Below are 18,076 nucleotides of genomic sequence, written 5' to 3' on the forward strand. Positions count from 1 at the left end.
TCAGCTCTCGCTGATCAGGGGAACGAAGACGACGCCACCGAGGTCGGTCTCGACGATCTCGCCATCGGCATCTCGACGGATGCTGCGAAGCCGCTGCCCCGCACGTCCGCCGACCGGCGCGACGATCCGTCCTCCTGGAGTGAGCTGCTCACTCCAGGTGGACGGTATCTGCTCAACTGCCGCCGCGCAGACGATGGCGTCGAACGGCCCGCGGTCGCGGGCTCCCTCAGCACCGTCCCCGACGAGCAGCTCGATGTTGTCGTATCCCAGCTCGCGGATGACCGACGCCGCCTGCTGTGACAGGGAGGCGATCCGCTCGATCGACACGACGCTCGCGGCCATCTTCGACGCGACTGCAGCGGCGTATCCCGATCCTGTGCCGATGTCGAGCACCACGTCGTGCTCATCGATCGCCGCGGCCTGCAGAGTCGCCGCCACAATGTAGGGCTGCGAGATGGTCTGCCCGTCGCTGAGCGGAAGCGGATGGTCTTCGTAGGCGCTGGCGGCGAGCCGCTCGGGAACGAACCGCTCACGGGGGACCTCAGCCATCGCCGAGAGCACACGCTCGTCTGTGATGTCGCGCGCCACGAGGTGCTCACGCAGCATCCGCTCTCTCTCCCGTTCAAAGTTTGTGCCCATGCCGCCATTGTGCCCCCGCAGTCGCCGTCTGTGAACCCTTTCTGAGTGCTCTGTCGGTGGCCACGATTAGGCTAGGGGAGTGACGATTTCACCAGCTTCCTCGAACTCCACGCTGTCTGTCAGCGGGGCCCGTGTTCACAACCTCGACAACGTCGACGTCGACATTCCGCGCGACTCCCTCGTTGTCTTCACCGGCCTTTCCGGATCGGGCAAGTCTTCGCTCGCCTTCGACACGATCTTCGCCGAGGGACAGCGTCGGTACGTCGAATCCCTCTCGGCGTATGCACGCCAGTTTCTCGGGCAGGTCGATCGTCCAGACGTCGACTTCATCGAGGGGCTCAGCCCCGCCGTGTCCATCGACCAGAAGTCGACGAACCGCAACCCTCGCTCGACCGTGGGAACGATCACCGAGGTCTACGACTACATGAGGCTGCTGTGGGCGCGCATCGGCGTTCCCCACTGTCCTGAGTGCGGCGAGCCTATCGGCCGGCAGACCGTGCAGCAGATCGCTGACCAGCTCATGACACTCGAGGAGGGCACGCGCTACATGGTGATGAGCCCCGTCGTCTCGCAGAAGAAGGGCGAGTTCGTCGATCTCTTCACGGAACTCAGCGCGTCGGGCTACGCTCGCGCCGTCGTCGATGGCGAGACCGTGCAGCTGAGCTCTCCGCCCACGCTGAAGAAGTCATACAAGCACGACATCTCCGTCGTGGTCGACCGGCTCGTCGCCGGCCCCGAGATTCTGACGCGACTCACCGACTCACTCGAAACGGCACTGCGGCTCACCGACGGCGTCGTGCAGATCAGCTTTGTCGACGAAGAGGGCGACGACGCGATTCGCACGTTCTCCGAGAAGCTCTCGTGCCCTAACAACCATCCCATTCATCTTGCAGAGGTGGAGCCGCGCACCTTCTCATTCAACGCTCCGTTCGGTGCCTGCCCCGAGTGCTCGGGACTCGGCACCCGCATGTCCGTCGACGCCGACCTCTTGCTCGGCGACGAGCAGCTGAGCATCAATCAGGGCGTCATCGTCCCCTGGACGACCCAGGGCAAGGGGCTTTACCAGTACTACGAGAAGCTGCTCGTCGGTCTCTCCAACGATCTCGACTTCTCACTCGACACCCCGTGGGAAGGACTCCCGAAAGCGGTCCGTGAGGCCGTGCTGCGCGGAAAGGACTTCAAGGTCCGTGTGAAGTGGCGCAATAGGTTCGGGCGCGAGGTCTCGTATTCCTCGGGATTCGAGGGGGTCATTCCCTACATCGAGCGTCAGTATATGCAGGCCGAGACCGATGTGCAGCGGGCACGATGGGCGGAGTATCTCCGAGAGATTCCATGCCCCGTGTGCGACGGAAAGCGACTCAAGCCAGAGGTTCTCGCGGTGCTCGTCAACCGGGCGAGCATCGCAGACGTAGCCGACCTCAGCCTCACAGACGCACGGTCGTTCATGGAGGAGCTCACGCTCAGCGACCGAGACGCTCGCATTGCCGCACAAGTGCTGCGCGAGATCAAGGTGCGCCTCGACTTCCTCATTCAAGTCGGGCTCAACTACCTGACGCTGTCGCGTTCCGCGGGCTCGCTCTCGGGAGGCGAAGCCCAGCGCATACGACTTGCAACGCAGATCGGGTCGGGACTGACCGGCGTGCTGTACGTTCTCGACGAGCCGAGCATCGGCTTGCACCAGCGCGACAACAGACGGCTCATCGAGACGCTCGTCGCACTGCGCGACCTCGGTAACACGCTCATCGTGGTCGAGCACGACGAAGACACCATTCGAACGGCAGACTGGGTCGTCGACATCGGACCGGGAGCGGGCGAGGGCGGCGGCAAAGTCGTGCACTCGGGAACGGTGTCAGAACTGCTCGCGAACAAGCGATCGATGACCGCCGACTATCTCGCCGGACGACGCCAGATCGAGACGCCCGCCGAGCGTCGCCCCGTCGCTCCAGACCGCATGATCTCGGTCATCGGAGCGTCGGCGAACAACCTGCGCACTGTCTCTGTCGATTTCCCCCTCGGTCTGTTCACCGCCGTCACGGGCGTTAGCGGATCGGGCAAGTCATCGCTCGTCAACGACATCCTCTATCGTGTGATGGCTAACACACTCAACGGCGCGCGCAAAGTGCCAGGCAAGCACACTCGAGTGACGGGACTCGACAAACTCGACAAGGTCGTGCATGTCGACCAGGCTCCCATCGGCCGCACGCCGCGGTCGAACCCGGCCACGTACACGGGCGTCTTCGACCGCATCCGCACGCTCTTCTCAGAAACCCCCGAGGCGAAGGCCCGTGGCTACCTGCCCGGTCGCTTCAGCTTCAACGTCAAGGGAGGGCGCTGCGAGGCGTGCTCGGGTGACGGCACGATCAAGATCGAGATGAACTTTCTGCCCGACGTGTACGTCGCATGCGAGGTATGCGGGGGAGCTCGCTACAACCGCGACACGCTCCAGGTGCACTACAAGGGCAAGAACATCTCCGAGGTTCTCGACATGCCGATCGTCGAGGCGGCTGACTTCTTCGAGCCCATCACGGCGATCCATCGCTACCTCAAGACACTCGTCGACGTCGGACTCGGATATGTCCGGCTCGGCCAGAGCGCGACGACTCTGTCGGGCGGTGAAGCGCAGCGCGTCAAGCTCGCGACCGAGCTGCAGCGCCGCTCGAATGGCCGTAGCGTCTATGTGCTCGACGAGCCAACGACGGGACTGCACTTCGAAGACGTGCGCAAGCTGCTTCTCGTGCTCGGCAGCCTCGTCGACAAGGGGAACACGGTCATCGTGATCGAGCACAACCTCGACGTGATCAAGTCGGCCGACTGGATCGTCGACCTCGGGCCCGAGGGCGGCGCGGGCGGTGGTCAGATCGTGGCAACCGGCACGCCGGAGCAGGTGGCACGGTCGACCGAGAGCTACACGGGGATGTTCCTGAAAGAGATCTTCGACGCCGAGGCCGGCGACGCACGCCAGGCGGGCTGACCGTGGGCGAGCACCTGCACTATCGGCCCAAGCCGGGGGAGATTCCGACGCAGCCAGGCGTTTACCGTTTTCGAGACACGAACCGGCGCGTGCTGTACGTGGGAAAGGCGAAGAACCTCCGCGCCCGCCTGAGCAACTACTTCGCGCCGTTGCGCTCTCTTCACGAGAGAACGCGTCGCATGGTGACAACAGCGTCAAGTGTCGAGTGGACGGTCGTCGGCAGCGACGTCGAGGCGCTCCAGCTGGAATACACCTGGATCAAGGAGTTCGAGCCGCCGTTCAACGTCAAGTTCCGCGACGACAAGACCTACCCGTACATGGCGATCACGCTCGCTGACGAAGCACCGCGCGTGATGGTCACGCGCAATCCGCGCATCAAAGGTGCACGCTACTTCGGTCCCTACCCGAAGATCTGGGCCGTGCACGACACGATCGATCTCATGATCAAGGCCTTCCCGATCCGCACGTGCTCCGACGCGAGCTACAAGCGCGCGATGCAATCGGGCAAGCCGTGTTTTCCCGGGCAGATCGGAAAGTGCGGAGGCCCGTGCTCGATGAGGGTGAGCGTCGAAGAGCACCGCCGCATCGTCGACGACTTCATCAGCTTCATGAGCGGGAACGACAAACGCTTCACGCGCGAGCTCCAGACGAAGATGAAGGATGCTGCCGAACGGCAGGACTACGAAGCGGCAGCCCGATTTCGCGATCAGCTGCAGTCGCTCGAGGCGGTCCTCGACAAGAGCACCGTCGTGATGAAGGACTCCGTCGACGCCGACATGTTCGGCATCGAGCACGATGAGCTTTCTGCGGCCGTCCAGCAGTTCGTCGTGCGCGGAGGCCGCATTCGAGGCGTGCGTTCGTGGACGGTCGACAAAGAGCTCGACGTCACAACGGGCGACCTCATCGAGGGCGTCATCCGCACCGCTTACAGCGCCCCCGGCGTCGACGTGCCCCGCGAGGTCATCGTTCCCGTGCAACCCGACGATGCGGCAGAGATCTCCGCATGGCTCACCGAGGTGCGCGGTCGAGGCACCGTTCGGCTGAAGACTGCGCAGCGCGGCGAGAAGGCCGCCCTCATGGAGACAGCCGTGCTCAATGCGAAGCAGGCGCTGATTCGGCACAAGACCCGGCGCAGCTCCGATTTCGCGTCGCGCAGCCAAGCACTCGCCGACCTTCAAGACGCTCTCGGCATGACGCAGGCTCCGCTGCGAATCGAGTGCTATGACATCTCTCACTTGTCGGGAACGAACGTCGTCGCCTCCATGGTCGTCTTCGAAGACGGTCTCGCGCGTAAAGATCAGTACCGCACGTTCTCGATCGCCGAGACCACTGACGATACTGATTCCATGTTTCAAGTGCTGACGCGCCGCCTGGCCCACCTCGACGATGCGCCAGCAGACGAAAACGCGGATGCGGCGCCCAAGCGTTTCTCCTACCCGCCACAGCTTCTGCTCGTTGACGGCGGACAGCCGCAGGTGGCTGCGGCAAAGCGCGCTCTCGACGAATCGGGCCGCACGGGAATCCAGATCGCGGGCATCGCGAAGCGTCTTGAGGAGCTGTGGTTGCCCGAGAGCGACTTTCCGGTCATCCTGCCACGCAACAGCGAAGCCCTCTACCTCGTGCAACGGCTGAGAGACGAAGCGCACCGCTTTGCCATCACATACCAGCGCAAGCGCCGAAAGCGCGACATCTCGTCGGTTCTCGCGGACGTACCCGGAGTCGGACCGGCCCGGGTGAAGACGCTCCTCACCCATTTCGGCTCCGTCGCGCGTCTCAAGGCGGCGACACCGGAGGAGATCACGGCCGCGCCGGGGGTGGGCCCTGCACTCGCGCAAGCCATCCACGCACGGCTCCATACTCGATAGGCTGGTATCCACCCGAGACACCTGAACGAAAGACGCACCATGACCAGCGACGAACCAGCATCCGAGCAGGAAGTCCTCATCGTCACGGGCATGTCGGGTGCCGGGCGCTCGAGCGTCGCCAACGCTCTCGAGGACCTCGACTGGTACGTCGTCGACAACCTCCCGCCGCAGATGCTGCGACCTCTCGTCGATCTGGCAGAACGCGCCGAGGGCACCGAAAAGCTGGCTGTCGTTGTCGACGTGCGCGGCCGCGACTTCTTCGCTGACCTGCGCTCGATGCTCCAAGGGCTGAGAGAAGGCACGCACTTGCGCGTGCTGTTCCTCGATGCGGCAGACGACGCGCTCGTCAGACGGTACGAGGCCGTGCGACGACCGCATCCTCTGCAAGGCGAGGGCACGATCCTCGATGGCATTCGCATCGAGCGCTCACGGGTCGCGGCGATTCGAGAGCTCAGCGATCTTGTCATCGACACGACGGACTTGAACGTCCACCAGCTCGGGTCGACCGTACGCGACCTCTTCAAGACCGAGGCGACGCCGGAGCTGCAGGTGACGGTGATGAGCTTCGGATTCAAATATGGGATCCCGACAGACGCCGATATGATTGCAGACGCGAGATTTCTGCCAAACCCCTTCTGGGTTCCAGAACTGCGGACGCATACGGGCCTCGATTCTGAGGTTGATTCCTATGTCTTCACGCAGCCCGGAGCCGAGGAGTTTCTCGACGCATACGCTTCCGCGCTCAAACCGGTTCTCACGGGATACCAACGCGAGAATAAGCGTCATGCCGTCGTGGCGGTGGGGTGCACGGGCGGGAAGCACCGCTCTGTCGCAATGGCTGAGCGTCTCGCCGCAATACTGGAAAACCAGCCCGACGTCATGGTCAACGTCAAGCACCGAGACCTCGGCCGCGAATAACCGCACGGGCAGCTGAGCAGATGGGACAACGATTGGCTCTTACAGCCGATGTCAAAGATGAACTGACCGCCGTCGACGAGAAGCGCAATACGGTGCGGGCGGCCGAGCTCGCCTCGCTCCTGCGCTTCAGCGGCGGACTCCACATCATCTCCGGCCGGATCGCCATCGAGTCCGAGGTAGATTCTCCGCGAATCGCACGCCGCGTGCGCAAGGACCTCGCCGAGCTCTACGGTGTCCGCAGCGAGGCCACAGCGGTCTCGCCATCCGGTTCCCGTCGAACGCCCTATTTTCTCGTTCGGGTGGTCGCTGGGGGAGAGACCCTGGCTCGACAGACGGGTCTGCTCGATTCGCGCCGCCGCCCGGTGCGAGGCCTTCCCAATCGGCTGACGACCGGCTCGCGCGACGAGCTCGCGGCGATCTGGCGAGGAGCATTCCTCGCGAGAGGAACGCTCACGGACCCCGGCCGATCGGCCGCGCTCGAGGTTGCGTGCCCGGGGAACGAGTCCGCGATGGCTCTCGTGGGAGCGGCAGGGCGCATGGGTATCTCCGCAAAAGCGCGCGAGGTCCGCGGCATCCATCGTGTCGTCATTCGTGACGGCGAGGCGATCGGCGCCATGCTCACCGCGATGGGCGCTCACAAGACCGTCACCGAGTGGGAAGAGATGCGCCAGCGCCGCGAGGTGAGGGCGACAGCGAATCGCCTGGTCAACTTCGACGATGCGAACCTGCGCCGATCGGCGCAAGCGGCCGTCGCCGCGTGCGCTCGGGTGGAGCGGGCTCTCGAGATCCTCGGCGACGACGTGCCGGAGCACCTCGCATACGCCGGCAACCTGCGCCTCGAGCACCGCGATGCGAGTCTCGACGAGCTGGGCCACTTCGCAACACCGCCCATGACGAAAGACGCCGTCGCAGGCCGCATCCGCCGCCTGCTCGCCATGGCAGACAAGAAGGCGAGCGATCAGGGAATCCCCAACACGCAAGCTAATCTTCCGACGGCGCTCGACTGATCGACGTTCCTCGTCATGTTCGCGTCTGTCGGGTAGCCAGATCGTCCGTCAGGACTAGACTGAGGGAGTCACTCAGTGCCATGCGCGACTGATCGCGCGTGAGACGAAACGGAGAGATCTACATGGCTGAATACACACTTCCTGAGCTCGGATATGACTACGGCGCCCTCGCGCCGAGCATCTCTGGCACGATCATGGAGCTCCACCACTCGAAGCACCACCAGGCGTACGTCACGGGCGCGAACACCGCCATCGAGAAGCTCGCGGAAGCGCGCGAGTCCGGCGATTTCGGCAACATCAGCAAGCTCGAGAAGGACCTCGCGTTCAACCTCGGCGGCCACGTCAACCACTCGATCTTCTGGACGAACCTCTCGCCCAACGGCGGGGACCGCCCGACCGGAGAGCTCGAGGCAGCGATTGCCGACAACTTCGGGTCATTCGAGAAGTTCCAGGCGCAATTCAACGCCGCCGCACTCGGCATCCAGGGCTCCGGGTGGGCCGCCCTCATGTGGGACTCGATCGGCCAGAAGCTCATCACGCAGCAGTTCTATGACCAGCAGTCCAACTTCCCTGCGGGAACCATCCCTCTGCTGCTTCTCGACATGTGGGAGCACGCGTTCTACCTTGACTACCAGAACGTCAAGGGAGATTACGTGAAGGCATTCTGGAACATCGTCGACTGGGCGAACGTTCAGGAGCGCTTCGCAACGGCACGTGAGAAGACCTCAGGCCTGCTGGTACTGTCGTAAGTCAGACAGGGTTGTCCCGGGCGCCTGTCTGGGACAATCCTCTCCAGCTCGCTCGCGAGACTAAGTGAAAACGCGCTGTCCAGCGCCCAGTTACAGGAGTCATCCTTGTCAGTAAAGATCGGCATCAACGGGTTCGGCCGCATTGGTCGCAACTTCTTCCGCGCAGCCCTCGCCAAGGGCAGCGATCTCGAGATCGTCGCCGTCAACGACCTCACGGACAATAAGACACTTGCCCACCTCCTCAAGTACGACTCGATCACCGGTCGACTCGACGCCGAGGTCAGCTTCGACGGTGAGCAGATCACCGTCGACGGCAAGTCCATCAAGGTTTTCGAAGAGCGCGACCCCGCCAACCTTCCGTGGGGCGACCTCGGAGTTGACATCGTCATCGAGTCGACGGGCCGCTTCACGAAGGCCACCGATGCCCGCAAGCACATCGACGCAGGGGCCAAGAAGGTCCTGATCTCGGCGCCGGCGACGGACGAGGATGCGACGTTCGTGCTCGGTGTCAACGAGCAGGACTACGATCCCGAGAACCACAACATCATCTCGAACGCGTCGTGCACGACGAACTGCCTCGCGCCGCTGGCAAAGGTCTTCAACGACACTTTCGGAATTGAGCGCGGCCTCATGACGACGGTCCACGCTTACACGGCAGACCAGAACCTCCAGGACGGCCCGCACAAGGACCTGCGCCGTGCGCGCGCTGCCGCCGTCAACATCATCCCGACGTCGACGGGCGCCGCAAAGGCCATTGGGCTCGTCCTTCCCGAGCTCAAGGGCAAGCTCGACGGCTTCGCTCTTCGCGTTCCTGTTCCTACCGGATCAATCACCGACCTGACCGTCGAAGCGTCGCGCGACGTCACCGTCGATGAGGTCAAGGAAGCGTACAAGAAGGCTGCGGAAGGTCCTCTCAAGGGCATCCTGAAGTACACAGAAGACGAGATCGTGTCGAGCGACATCGTCAACGACCCGCACTCGTCGATCTTCGACGCCGGTCTGCTGCGCGTGATTGGCAATCAGGTCAAGCTGTCGAGCTGGTACGACAACGAGTGGGGCTACTCCAACCGTCTTGTCGACCTCACCGAGTACGTGGCCGAGCGCCTCTAGGCGCCGAGGATCATCAGCGTGCTTCGCACTTTGGAATCGCTGGGTTCGCTGAGCGGCAAACGCGTCGTCGTCCGGTGTGATCTCAATGTCCCTCTCAAGGACGGGACCATCACCGACGACGGGCGCGTTCGCGCGTCTCTGCCGACCCTCAATGCCCTGATCAATCAGGGGGCTCGTGTCGTCGTCATCTCGCACCTCGGCCGCCCCAAGGGATCACCTGACTCCCAGTACAGCCTCGCGCCTGTCGCGCAGCGTCTCAGTGAGCTACTCGGCAGTCCCGTGACGTTCGCGACAGACACCGTCGGCCAGGCGGCCGCTGACGCCGTCGCCAACCTGAAGGACGGACAGATCGCACTGCTAGAGAACCTGCGCTTCAATGTGGGGGAGACCAGCAAGGACGACAACGAGCGCAACGAGTTTGCAGCACAGCTCGCAGAATTCGGTGACGCGTTCGTCTCAGATGGATTCGGCGTGGTCCACCGCAAACAGGCGAGCGTCTACGAGCTGCCGCAGCTGCTTCCCAGCGCGGCGGGAACGCTCATCGAAGCAGAGCTCACGGTACTCGACCAGCTCACGGAGAATCCGCAGCGCCCGTATTCGGTCGTGCTCGGCGGCTCGAAGGTATCCGACAAGCTCGGCGTGATCGAGCATCTGCTTCCGCGCGTCGATTCGCTGCTCATCGGCGGTGGGATGCTCTTCACATTCCTCGCGGCGCAGGGCCACAAGGTCGGTTCAAGCCTGCTCGAGAGCGACCAGATTGACACCGTCACGAGATATCTCGCCGACGCGCGTGAGCGCGGGGTCGAGATCATCCTTCCGACAGACGTCGTGGTCGCATCGTCGTTCAGCGCGGACGCCGAGCACGAGGTTCGTCCCATTGAGTCGATCGAAGACACACCATTCGGCGCCGACGGACTCGGGCTCGACATCGGGCCCGAGACCTCGCAGCTGTTCTCACAGCGCATCGCCGCATCGAAGACCGTGTTCTGGAATGGCCCGATGGGCGTCTTCGAGCTGTCTCCGTTCGCCGCAGGAACCAAGGCGATCGCCGACGCTCTCACACGCGTCGACGGCTTGAGCGTCGTTGGCGGGGGAGACTCTTCCGCGGCTGTTAGAGCACTCGGATTTGACGACGACCAGTTTGGTCACATTTCGACGGGGGGCGGTGCCAGCCTCGAGTTTCTCGAAGGCAAGAAGCTTCCCGGACTGGAGGTTCTCGGATGGCAGCAGTAACTCGCACTCCGCTCATCGCGGGCAACTGGAAGATGAACCTCGATCATCTTCAGGCGATCGCATTCGTGCAGAAGCTCGCGTGGAGTCTTCAAGACGCGAAGCACGATTTCGACGCCGTCGAGGTCGCCGTGTTCCCGCCGTTCACTGACCTTCGCAGTGTGCAGACGCTCGTCTCGGCAGACAAGCTGCCCCTCGGATATGGCGCTCAAGACGTATCGTCACAGGACTCGGGAGCGTTCACGGGGGAGATCTCGGGAGCATTCCTCAGCCAGCTCGACTGCCGCTACGTGATCATCGGGCACTCGGAGCGCCGCACGCTGCACAATGAGAGCGACGATGTCGTTCGTGCGAAGACAGCCGCGGCTCTCAAGCACGGCATCACCCCGGTGATCTGCGTTGGTGAGACGGCCGAGGACCTCGAGAAGCACGGCTCCTCTGCGGTTCCGGTCGCTCAGCTGCGCGCGGCCGTTGAGGGGGTTTCGGCCGACGCCGATATCGTCGTTGCGTACGAGCCCGTCTGGGCGATCGGCTCCGGCCAGGCAGCGACTCCGGAGCAAGCAGAGCAGGTTGCGGCTGCGCTTCGGTCCGTGCTCTCCGAATCGCTGGGAGAGGATGCCGCTGCACGCACGCGCATTCTCTACGGCGGCTCGGTGAAGTCGGGCAACATCGCAGGCTTCATGCGCGAGCCGAACGTGGATGGCGCGCTGGTCGGAGGAGCAAGTCTCGACGTGACCGAGTTCTCGAACATCTCTCGTTACCAGAAGCACGTCGGCGTCTAACCGCCGAAAGTTCGGGCACGGCCTGGTCTCGCGTATAATCGTCGTGGTCTTGCCGTGCCCGGCACACCCCAGTGAAAGGTCCCCTGTGGAGATTCTCCAGATCATCCTGCAAGTACTGCTCGGTATCACGAGCCTGCTCCTGACGTTCCTCATTCTGCTGCATAAGGGTCGCGGTGGCGGTCTTTCCGACATGTTCGGTGGCGGAATGGGGTCGAACCTCGGGGCATCCGGAGTCGCCGAACGGAACCTGAACCTCATCACGGTGCTGCTGGGGACGATCTGGTTCGCCTGCATTATCGTTCTCGGGCTCATCACGAAGTTCCAGTCAGGAGTCTAGGGGACACGCATGGCACTCGGAGGAAACACAATTCGCGGAGCTCGCGTCGGGGCAGGACCGATGGGCGAACAGGACCACGGGCATCACGCTGATCGGGTAGCGATCTCGTTCTGGGACGCACTGGGAAACGAGACCGTGCGCTACTTCGCTGCTGACGTCCCCGAGGAAGAAATTCCCGAGACGATCAACTCACCGACGTCGGGGCTCCCGGCCGGACGTGACAAGAGCAATCCGCCCGAGGCGCTGAGAAACGAGCCATACAAGACGCACCTCGCCTACGTCAAGGAGCGTCGCACAGACGAAGAAGCGGAGCAGCTGCTGCACGATGCACTGACGCAGCTCCGCGCGCGCCGAGGGACGGCCTGACCCTCTCGAACGCACGAAACGGCTGGGGCCCTGCACGATGTGCAGGGCCCCAGCCGTTTCTATGCGTCAGTACGACTGTGCAATCAGGTTCTCGGGAACCTCGGCCGCGGCTTCGCGATCCACAAAGAATACCGTGCGACGGCGTCCCTTGATGCCGGCGATCGGCACTTCAGAGTAGGCGGCTCCCGCAAGTGCCAGCCCGAGAGACGACGCCTTCTCGGCGCCGGCGATCTCCACCCAGATGCGCTGAGACGAGTTCAGCGCCGGCCGCGTGAGTGTCAGCCGCTCGGCAGGGGGCTTCGGCGAGTCGGTCACAGGCAGCACCAATGATGACTTTTCGAGAACCTGCGGATGGTCCGGAAACAGCGACGCGGTGTGCCCATCGGGTCCGACGCCGAGGAACGTGATGTCGAATCGGGGGAGCGACCCGTCTCCGTCTGCGTGATCCGTCAGCTCAGAAGCGTACGCTTCGGCTGCTGCGCCGATTTCAAGACCTGAATCAGTCGAGGGCATCGGATGGATGTTGGATGCCGGAATCGCGATGTGGTCCAGAAGCGCCGTGCGCGCCTTGGCGTCGTTGCGATCTTCGTGGCCAGCCGGCACGTAGCGCTCGTCACCCCACCAGAAGTGAACTCGACTCCAGTCGACCGTGTCCCTGGCCGGGTTCGCGTTGATCTGCGTCAAGACATCGAGAGCGACGCGTCCTCCCTCCAACACGATGTTCACACGGTCCTGCTCATCAAGAAGGTCGACGACCTTCGTCAGAAACCGCGCGGCGATGGATGCTGCAAGAGCAGACTTGTCGTTGTGGATCAGCACTCGGCGGTCATTCGTCACTGGACACCCTCCGTGGGCTCGGCACCTTCGCCGTCAAGCAAGGCGAGTCCCTTCGTTATCACATCACCATACAGAACATCCGGATCGAGGCGACGCAGCTCTTCAGCCAGGCAGTCGCGGAGGGTCCGTCTTGGAAGTGCGATGTCCTGCACTGGCTGACCGGGAATTTCCAGTGTTGCGATGTTCGAGAGGGGTCGCTCAAGCGAGATCGTTCCGGAAGCACGTGTCATCTCGACTCCGTGAATGCCACCGACTCCGCCGACATTGTGGGTGAGATCGCACGTCACGGGAACGTTCAGCTGGAGGCGCAACCATGCGGCGAGCAGCGTCGTCGACGGCGAATCGGCTGCTCCGGTCACGCGTACGGACGTGATCTGCTCGTATGGTGGCTGGTCGAGAACAGCGGCAAGCTGCGCGCGCCACAGTGTCAGTCGCGTCCATGCAAAGTCCGTGTCGCCCGGGCGGTGCGACGCCGCAAGGTGGCGAAGCGCGTCATGCGGGTCGGCGTGCGCCGAGGCATCCGTGATCCGGCGCTGGGCGATCTGACCGATCGGGGACGCAGAGACGTCGTCCGGGGTCTCACCTGGCCACCACGCAACAACCGGAGCATCGGGCAGCAGAAGCGCGGTGACCAGGCTCACCTTGTTCTGAGTCGCCTCGCCGTAAGCCCGCAAGATGATGACCTCGCTTGCTCCGGCGTCGCCGCCGACGCGAATCTGCGCATCAATGCGCGTGTCGTCGTCGTCTTGCGACCCCGCGACCGAGATCACGATCACGCGCATAGGGTGCTCACGCGAGGCGTCGTTCGCCGCTTCGATCGCGTCTTCCTCGTCACCCCGGTTGGCGATGATGACGAGCGTCAGAACGCGACCGAGCGCGATGACACCGCCCTCGTCCCGCAGCAGAACGAGCCGCTTCGAAATGGCACTCGTCGTCGTGTCAGGAATGTCGATGATCATGGGCGCCTCCAGGTGCGACCGTCGCGGGCCAGGAGCTCATCGGCCGACGTCGGCCCCCAGGTCCCGGGCTCGTACTGTTCCAGCGGGCCACCTTGCGCAGCCCAGAATTCTTCAACGGGATCGAGAATCTTCCAGGAAAGCTCGACCTCCTCGTGCCGGGGGAAGAGCGGCGGATCACCGAGGAGCACGTCGAGGATGAGCCGCTCGTAGGCCTCGGGGCTCGCCTCGGTGAATGCGTGCCCGTAGCCGAAGTCCATCGTGACGTCGCGCACCTGCATGCCCGCACCCGGGACTTTCGATCCGAAGCGAATCGTGACGCCCTCGTCGGGCTGAACGCGAATCACCAGTGCGTTCTCCCCGAGCTCTGCCGTCTGCGCCTCAGCGAAAAGATACTGCGGGGCGCGTTTGAAGACCACAGCAATCTCGGTCACCCGCCTGCCGAGTCGTTTACCGGAGCGCAGGTAGAACGGCACTCCTGCCCATCGGCGGGTGTTGATGTGGAGCTTCATCGCCGCATAGGTCTCGGTCGTCGACTCCGGGTTCATCCCGTCTTCCTCGAGAAACCCGCGCACCTTCTCGCCGCCCTGCCAGCCGCCGGAGTACTGTCCACGAGCCGTGCCGGCCCCGAGGTCCTCCGGCAGACGAACAGCAGCGAGAACCTTCTCCTTCTCTGCGCGCAGGTCTGCAGCATCGAACGATCCAGGCTCTTCCATAGCGGTCAAGGCAAGGAGCTGCAGAAGATGGTTCTGAATGACATCGCGAGCCGCCCCGATGCCGTCGTAGTACCCGGCACGGCCGCCAACGCCGATGTCTTCGGCCATGGTGATCTGCACGTGGTCGACGAAGTTCGCATTCCAGATCGGCTCGAACAGCTGGTTGGCGAAACGCAGTGCCATGATGTTCTGCACGGTTTCTTTGCCCAGGTAGTGGTCGATGCGAAAGACGGAGTCCGCGGGGAACACAGACTCGACGACATCATTCAGCTCTCGCGCCGTCTCCAGGTTGCTGCCGAACGGCTTCTCGATCACGACGCGGCGCCACTGACCGTCACTTTGCTCGGCCAGCCCCGATCGCTTCAGCTGCGAGGTCACCTGGGGGAACGCTTTCGGGGGAATCGACAGGTAGAACGCGTGATTCCCCATCGTTCCCCGTGTACGGTCGAGTTCCTCGATCGTCTCACCGAGCCTCTTGAAGGCCTCATCGTCACCGAACTCGCCCGAAACGAAGCGGATGCCCTGCGAAAGCTGGTCCCAGACCTCCTCGCGGAACGGAGTACGCGCATTATCGCGAACCGCGTCGTGCACGACCTGGCAGAAATCCTGATCCTCCCAGTCGCGCCGCGCGAAACCGACGAGCGCGAATCCCGGCGGCAGAAGCCCCCGGTTGGCCAGGTCGTACACCGCCGGCATCAGCTTCTTGCGTGACAGGTCGCCCGTCACTCCGAAGATAATCAGGCCACTGGGACCGGCAATGCGATTGAGCCGACGATCAATGCTCAGCCGCAGGGGGTTGAACTCTGGTGTGATGTTCACCGGGGACATTCGTCTCCTTGGCAGCATCCGGAAACCGGAGACTGCATTCTCTGTTCTAGTTGATGGCCTCGAAGAGGGCGAGCGCATCGTCCTGCGGACGCGTGAGGTTCACCGCGAGCACGGGCCGTCCGTGGTCACGCAGCACTCCGGCGTCTCCCGCGGCCTGAGCCTCGATGAGCTGTCCGAACGTGAAGGGACGCTCGGGAATCTCCAGGTCGACGGTTGTCGACTGGGTGATTTGCAGGTATACGCCCTGTGCCGGACCGCCCTTGTGGTACTGACCGGTCGAATGCAGGAACCTCGGACCCCAGCCGAACGTGACGGGGCGGCCCGCTCGCGCAGCGAGCATGCTGCGCAGGCCCTCGAGCTGAGGCAGTTCCAGCCGATCGACATACGCCTGAACCGACAGGTATCCGTCGGCGGGCAGTTCTGCGATCAGGCGGTCGACGGCCTCACGAACCGTCGAAGCGCCCGCGACCAGTTCGTCATCACCGCGCACCTCGATGCCGCCGTCCGTGAAGGCGGGGGAGGCAGGCTCGGGGCGGTCATCGAGAAGCCCGCGCGCTGCGGCCTTCGCCGACTCCACGTCGGGCTGATCGAACGGATTGATCCCGAGGATGCGGCCTGCGACCGCGACCGCGTACTCCCACACCAGCATCTGGGCGCCGAGGGAGCCGCTGACGAGGATCTCGCCGTCGTGGCGATCACGCGGAAGCAGATGGGTGGCGTCTGCGTTCTCGACGAGCCGCACAATCTGAACATCGTCCGGCACGTTCTCGAGCTCAGGGGCGAGCGTGTCGAGAACGACGGGAAGAATTCCGGTGCCTTCTTTGCCCGTCGACTCGGCGATGAGCTGCTCGGCCCAATCGGGGAAGCCAACGATATGCGTTCCGTCGGCAACGATCCCGAGCTTGTCCTTACGCGGGGACGTGGCAGAGATCGCTGCGCCGAGGATCAGCCCCGGGTTGCTCTCATCGTCGACGGAGAGCTCTGCGAGCACCTGATCGGCCTCATCGAGAAGTGCAGCGATGTCGACGCCTGCGAGTCCCGACGGAACAAGGCCGAATGCCGTGAGCGCCGAGTACCGGCCGCCAACGTTCGGGTCAGCATTGAAGACGGTGAAGCCACCCTCGCGTGCGGATACGTCGAACGGCGAACCCGGATCCGTCACGATGATGACACGCTCGCGCGCGTCGATTCCCGCGTCGGTGAACGCCTTCTCGAAGACGCGCCGTTGGCTGTCCGTCTCGACGGTCGACCCGGACTTCGACGAGACGACAATCGCCGTGTTCTGCAGTCCCGCGTCGAGCGCCGCGCGGACCTGCCCGGGCGCAGTCGAGTCGAGAACCGTGAGATCGGCGCCGAACGTGCGAGTGATCACTTCGGGAGCGAGCGACGAGCCGCCCATGCCAGCGAGAACGATGTGGTTCACGCCGTCGGCTGCGAGCTTGTCGCGCAGCGCGATGATCTCGGGGACGAGGGGCCGCGACACGGCGACCGCTTCCGTCCATCCGAGGCGTTTAGCCGACTCCGACTCGGCCTTCGGGCCCCAGAGCGTCGGGTTCTGTTCGGTGATTCCCGACGCGACGAGATCGGCGACGAGTGTGGGAACCACCGAGCGGACGGCCTCCTCGGCCGCCCCGCTCACGTGGATCTCGATGCTCATCGCGATTCCTCCATCGCGACCTTGACGTCTTCGACGAGTTCGTTCCAGGAGACGATGAACTTCTCAACGCCTTCCTTCTCGAGCACCGCGGTGACGTCGTCGTACGAGATTCCGGCCGCGGCAACGGCGTCGAGAACGCCATTCGCCTCGTCGTAGCTCCCGGTCACGGTGTCTCCCGTGACGTCGCCATGATCGAATGTCGCCTCAAGCGTCTTCTCAGGCATCGTGTTGACGACGCCCTGGGCGACGAGCCCTGTCACGTAGAGCGTGTCGGGGAGCGACGGGTCCTTGACGCCGGTCGACGCCCACAGCGGACGCTGCGCGTTGGCGCCGCTGTCGAGCAGTGCCTTGGCGCGCTCAGAAGCGAACTCCTGCTCGAACACCTGATAGGCGAGCTGCGCGTTCGCGATTCCCGCCTTGCCCTTGAGCTCGGCCGCTTCGTCCGTGCCCACGGCGTCGAGACGCTTGTCGATCTCTGAATCCACGCGCGAGACGAAGAACGATGCGACCGAATGGATGGTGGACAGATCGATGCCCGCCTGCTTTGCCTGCTCGAGGCCCGTCAGGTAGGCGTTGATGACCTCGCGGTAACGCGTCAGGCTGAAGATCAGCGTCACGTTGACGCTGATTCCCTTCGCCGTCGCCGCAGTGATCGCCTCGAGTCCTTCGACGGTCGCCGGAATCTTGATCAGCACGTTGGGTCGCTTGAGCGTCTCCCAGAGCGACGTAGCCTGTGCGATCGTTCCGGCTGCGTCATGCGCAAGACCCGGCTCGACCTCGATCGACACGCGGCCGTCGACGCCGTTCGTCTTGTCGTAGATCGGGCGGAACACGTCGGCCGCGTCGGCGACGTCCTTCGTCGTCACCTCGCTGATGACCTCGTCGACGCTCTTGCCTGCTGCGGTGAGTTCGGCCACCTGCGCGGCGTAGCGGTCACCGTTCTTGATGGCCTTGGCGAAAATCGTCGGGTTGGTCGTGATCCCGACCACGTTGCGGTTCTCGATCAGATCGGTCAGATTGCCGGTCTCGATGCGCTCTCGCGAGAGATCGTCGAGCCAGATGCTGACGCCTGCAGCCGAAAGCTGTGCAGTGGGTGTCTCAGTCATGA

General features: G+C 63.7%; 16 protein-coding genes. 10 read left to right on the forward strand and 6 right to left on the reverse strand.

Annotation, left to right across the window (positions count from 1 at the left end; all coding sequences use genetic code 11):
- Entirely contained in the window at nucleotides 1–639 is a 639-nt protein-coding gene (locus tag ATJ78_RS11515; RefSeq protein ID WP_098407891.1) for a protein-L-isoaspartate(D-aspartate) O-methyltransferase, read from the reverse strand.
- 79 nt (nucleotides 640–718) lie between these two features.
- Here ATJ78_RS11515 and uvrA point away from each other — a divergent pair, with 79 nt between their 5' ends.
- The 10 genes from uvrA to ATJ78_RS11565 all read left to right on the forward strand — a co-directional run bounded on the left by uvrA (nucleotide 719) and on the right by ATJ78_RS11565 (nucleotide 11,974).
- Entirely contained in the window at nucleotides 719–3,610 is a 2,892-nt protein-coding gene (gene uvrA, locus ATJ78_RS11520) for an excinuclease ABC subunit UvrA (protein ID WP_098407895.1), read from the forward strand.
- 2 nt (nucleotides 3,611–3,612) lie between these two features.
- Nucleotides 3,613–5,475 carry an excinuclease ABC subunit UvrC gene (gene uvrC / locus ATJ78_RS11525; protein WP_098407900.1) on the forward strand — a complete coding sequence of 621 codons (1,863 nt, stop codon included), beginning with the start codon at nucleotides 3,613–3,615 and terminating at the stop codon, nucleotides 5,473–5,475.
- 39 nt (nucleotides 5,476–5,514) lie between these two features.
- Nucleotides 5,515–6,393 carry an RNase adapter RapZ gene (gene rapZ, locus ATJ78_RS11530; RefSeq protein ID WP_098407902.1) on the forward strand — a complete coding sequence of 293 codons (879 nt, stop codon included), beginning with the start codon at nucleotides 5,515–5,517 and terminating at the stop codon, nucleotides 6,391–6,393.
- Nucleotides 6,394–6,425: 32 nt separating this feature from the next.
- Nucleotides 6,426–7,400, forward strand: coding sequence for a DNA-binding protein WhiA (gene whiA / locus ATJ78_RS11535; RefSeq protein ID WP_098407908.1), 975 nt, complete (start codon nucleotides 6,426–6,428; stop codon nucleotides 7,398–7,400).
- A 122-nt stretch (nucleotides 7,401–7,522) separates the two neighbouring features.
- The gene (locus ATJ78_RS11540; RefSeq protein ID WP_098407911.1) at nucleotides 7,523–8,149 is read left to right on the forward strand and encodes a superoxide dismutase; all 627 of its coding nucleotides are present in this window, start codon (nucleotides 7,523–7,525) and stop codon (nucleotides 8,147–8,149) included.
- Nucleotides 8,150–8,254: 105 nt separating this feature from the next.
- On the forward strand, nucleotides 8,255–9,259 hold the full coding sequence (gap, locus tag ATJ78_RS11545) for a type I glyceraldehyde-3-phosphate dehydrogenase (RefSeq protein WP_098407914.1): 1,005 nt from the start codon (nucleotides 8,255–8,257) through the stop codon (nucleotides 9,257–9,259).
- Nucleotides 9,260–9,277: 18 nt separating this feature from the next.
- Complete coding sequence (locus ATJ78_RS11550; protein ID WP_098407917.1) at nucleotides 9,278–10,492, forward strand: phosphoglycerate kinase; 1,215 nt, start codon at nucleotides 9,278–9,280, stop codon at nucleotides 10,490–10,492.
- Nucleotides 10,480–11,271 (forward strand): triose-phosphate isomerase, encoded by a 792-nt coding sequence (gene tpiA / locus ATJ78_RS11555; protein ID WP_098407919.1) that lies wholly within the window; start codon nucleotides 10,480–10,482, stop codon nucleotides 11,269–11,271. Before ATJ78_RS11550 ends, tpiA begins: the two co-directional genes overlap by 13 nt.
- An 85-nt stretch (nucleotides 11,272–11,356) precedes the next feature.
- Nucleotides 11,357–11,608: a preprotein translocase subunit SecG gene (gene secG, locus ATJ78_RS11560; protein WP_098407922.1), complete on the forward strand. Its 252-nt coding sequence runs from the start codon at nucleotides 11,357–11,359 to the stop codon at nucleotides 11,606–11,608.
- Nucleotides 11,609–11,617: 9 nt separating this feature from the next.
- Nucleotides 11,618–11,974 (forward strand): RNA polymerase-binding protein RbpA, encoded by a 357-nt coding sequence (locus ATJ78_RS11565; protein WP_098407924.1) that lies wholly within the window; start codon nucleotides 11,618–11,620, stop codon nucleotides 11,972–11,974.
- 66 nt (nucleotides 11,975–12,040) lie between these two features.
- Here ATJ78_RS11565 and pgl read toward each other — a convergent pair whose 3' ends face one another.
- Genes pgl through tal form a run of 5 tightly spaced genes read right to left on the reverse strand, consistent with a single transcriptional unit; the run spans nucleotide 12,041 to nucleotide 18,074 of the window.
- Nucleotides 12,041–12,811 (reverse strand): 6-phosphogluconolactonase, encoded by a 771-nt coding sequence (pgl, locus tag ATJ78_RS11570; RefSeq protein ID WP_098407925.1) that lies wholly within the window; start codon nucleotides 12,809–12,811, stop codon nucleotides 12,041–12,043.
- On the reverse strand, nucleotides 12,808–13,770 hold the full coding sequence (locus ATJ78_RS11575) for a glucose-6-phosphate dehydrogenase assembly protein OpcA (protein WP_098407929.1): 963 nt from the start codon (nucleotides 13,768–13,770) through the stop codon (nucleotides 12,808–12,810). Before ATJ78_RS11575 ends, pgl begins: the two co-directional genes overlap by 4 nt.
- Entirely contained in the window at nucleotides 13,767–15,311 is a 1,545-nt protein-coding gene (zwf, locus tag ATJ78_RS11580; RefSeq protein ID WP_098407932.1) for a glucose-6-phosphate dehydrogenase, read from the reverse strand. Before zwf ends, ATJ78_RS11575 begins: the two co-directional genes overlap by 4 nt.
- A 46-nt stretch (nucleotides 15,312–15,357) precedes the next feature.
- Nucleotides 15,358–16,968, reverse strand: coding sequence for a glucose-6-phosphate isomerase (locus ATJ78_RS11585; protein WP_098407936.1), 1,611 nt, complete (start codon nucleotides 16,966–16,968; stop codon nucleotides 15,358–15,360).
- Nucleotides 16,965–18,074, reverse strand: coding sequence for a transaldolase (gene tal, locus ATJ78_RS11590; RefSeq protein WP_098407938.1), 1,110 nt, complete (start codon nucleotides 18,072–18,074; stop codon nucleotides 16,965–16,967). Before tal ends, ATJ78_RS11585 begins: the two co-directional genes overlap by 4 nt.
- Between the last annotated feature and the right edge of the window lie 2 nt (nucleotides 18,075–18,076).

Origin of the sequence: Paramicrobacterium agarici (genome assembly GCF_002563955.1) — a bacterium.
Lineage (GTDB): Bacteria > Actinomycetota > Actinomycetes > Actinomycetales > Microbacteriaceae > Paramicrobacterium > Paramicrobacterium agarici.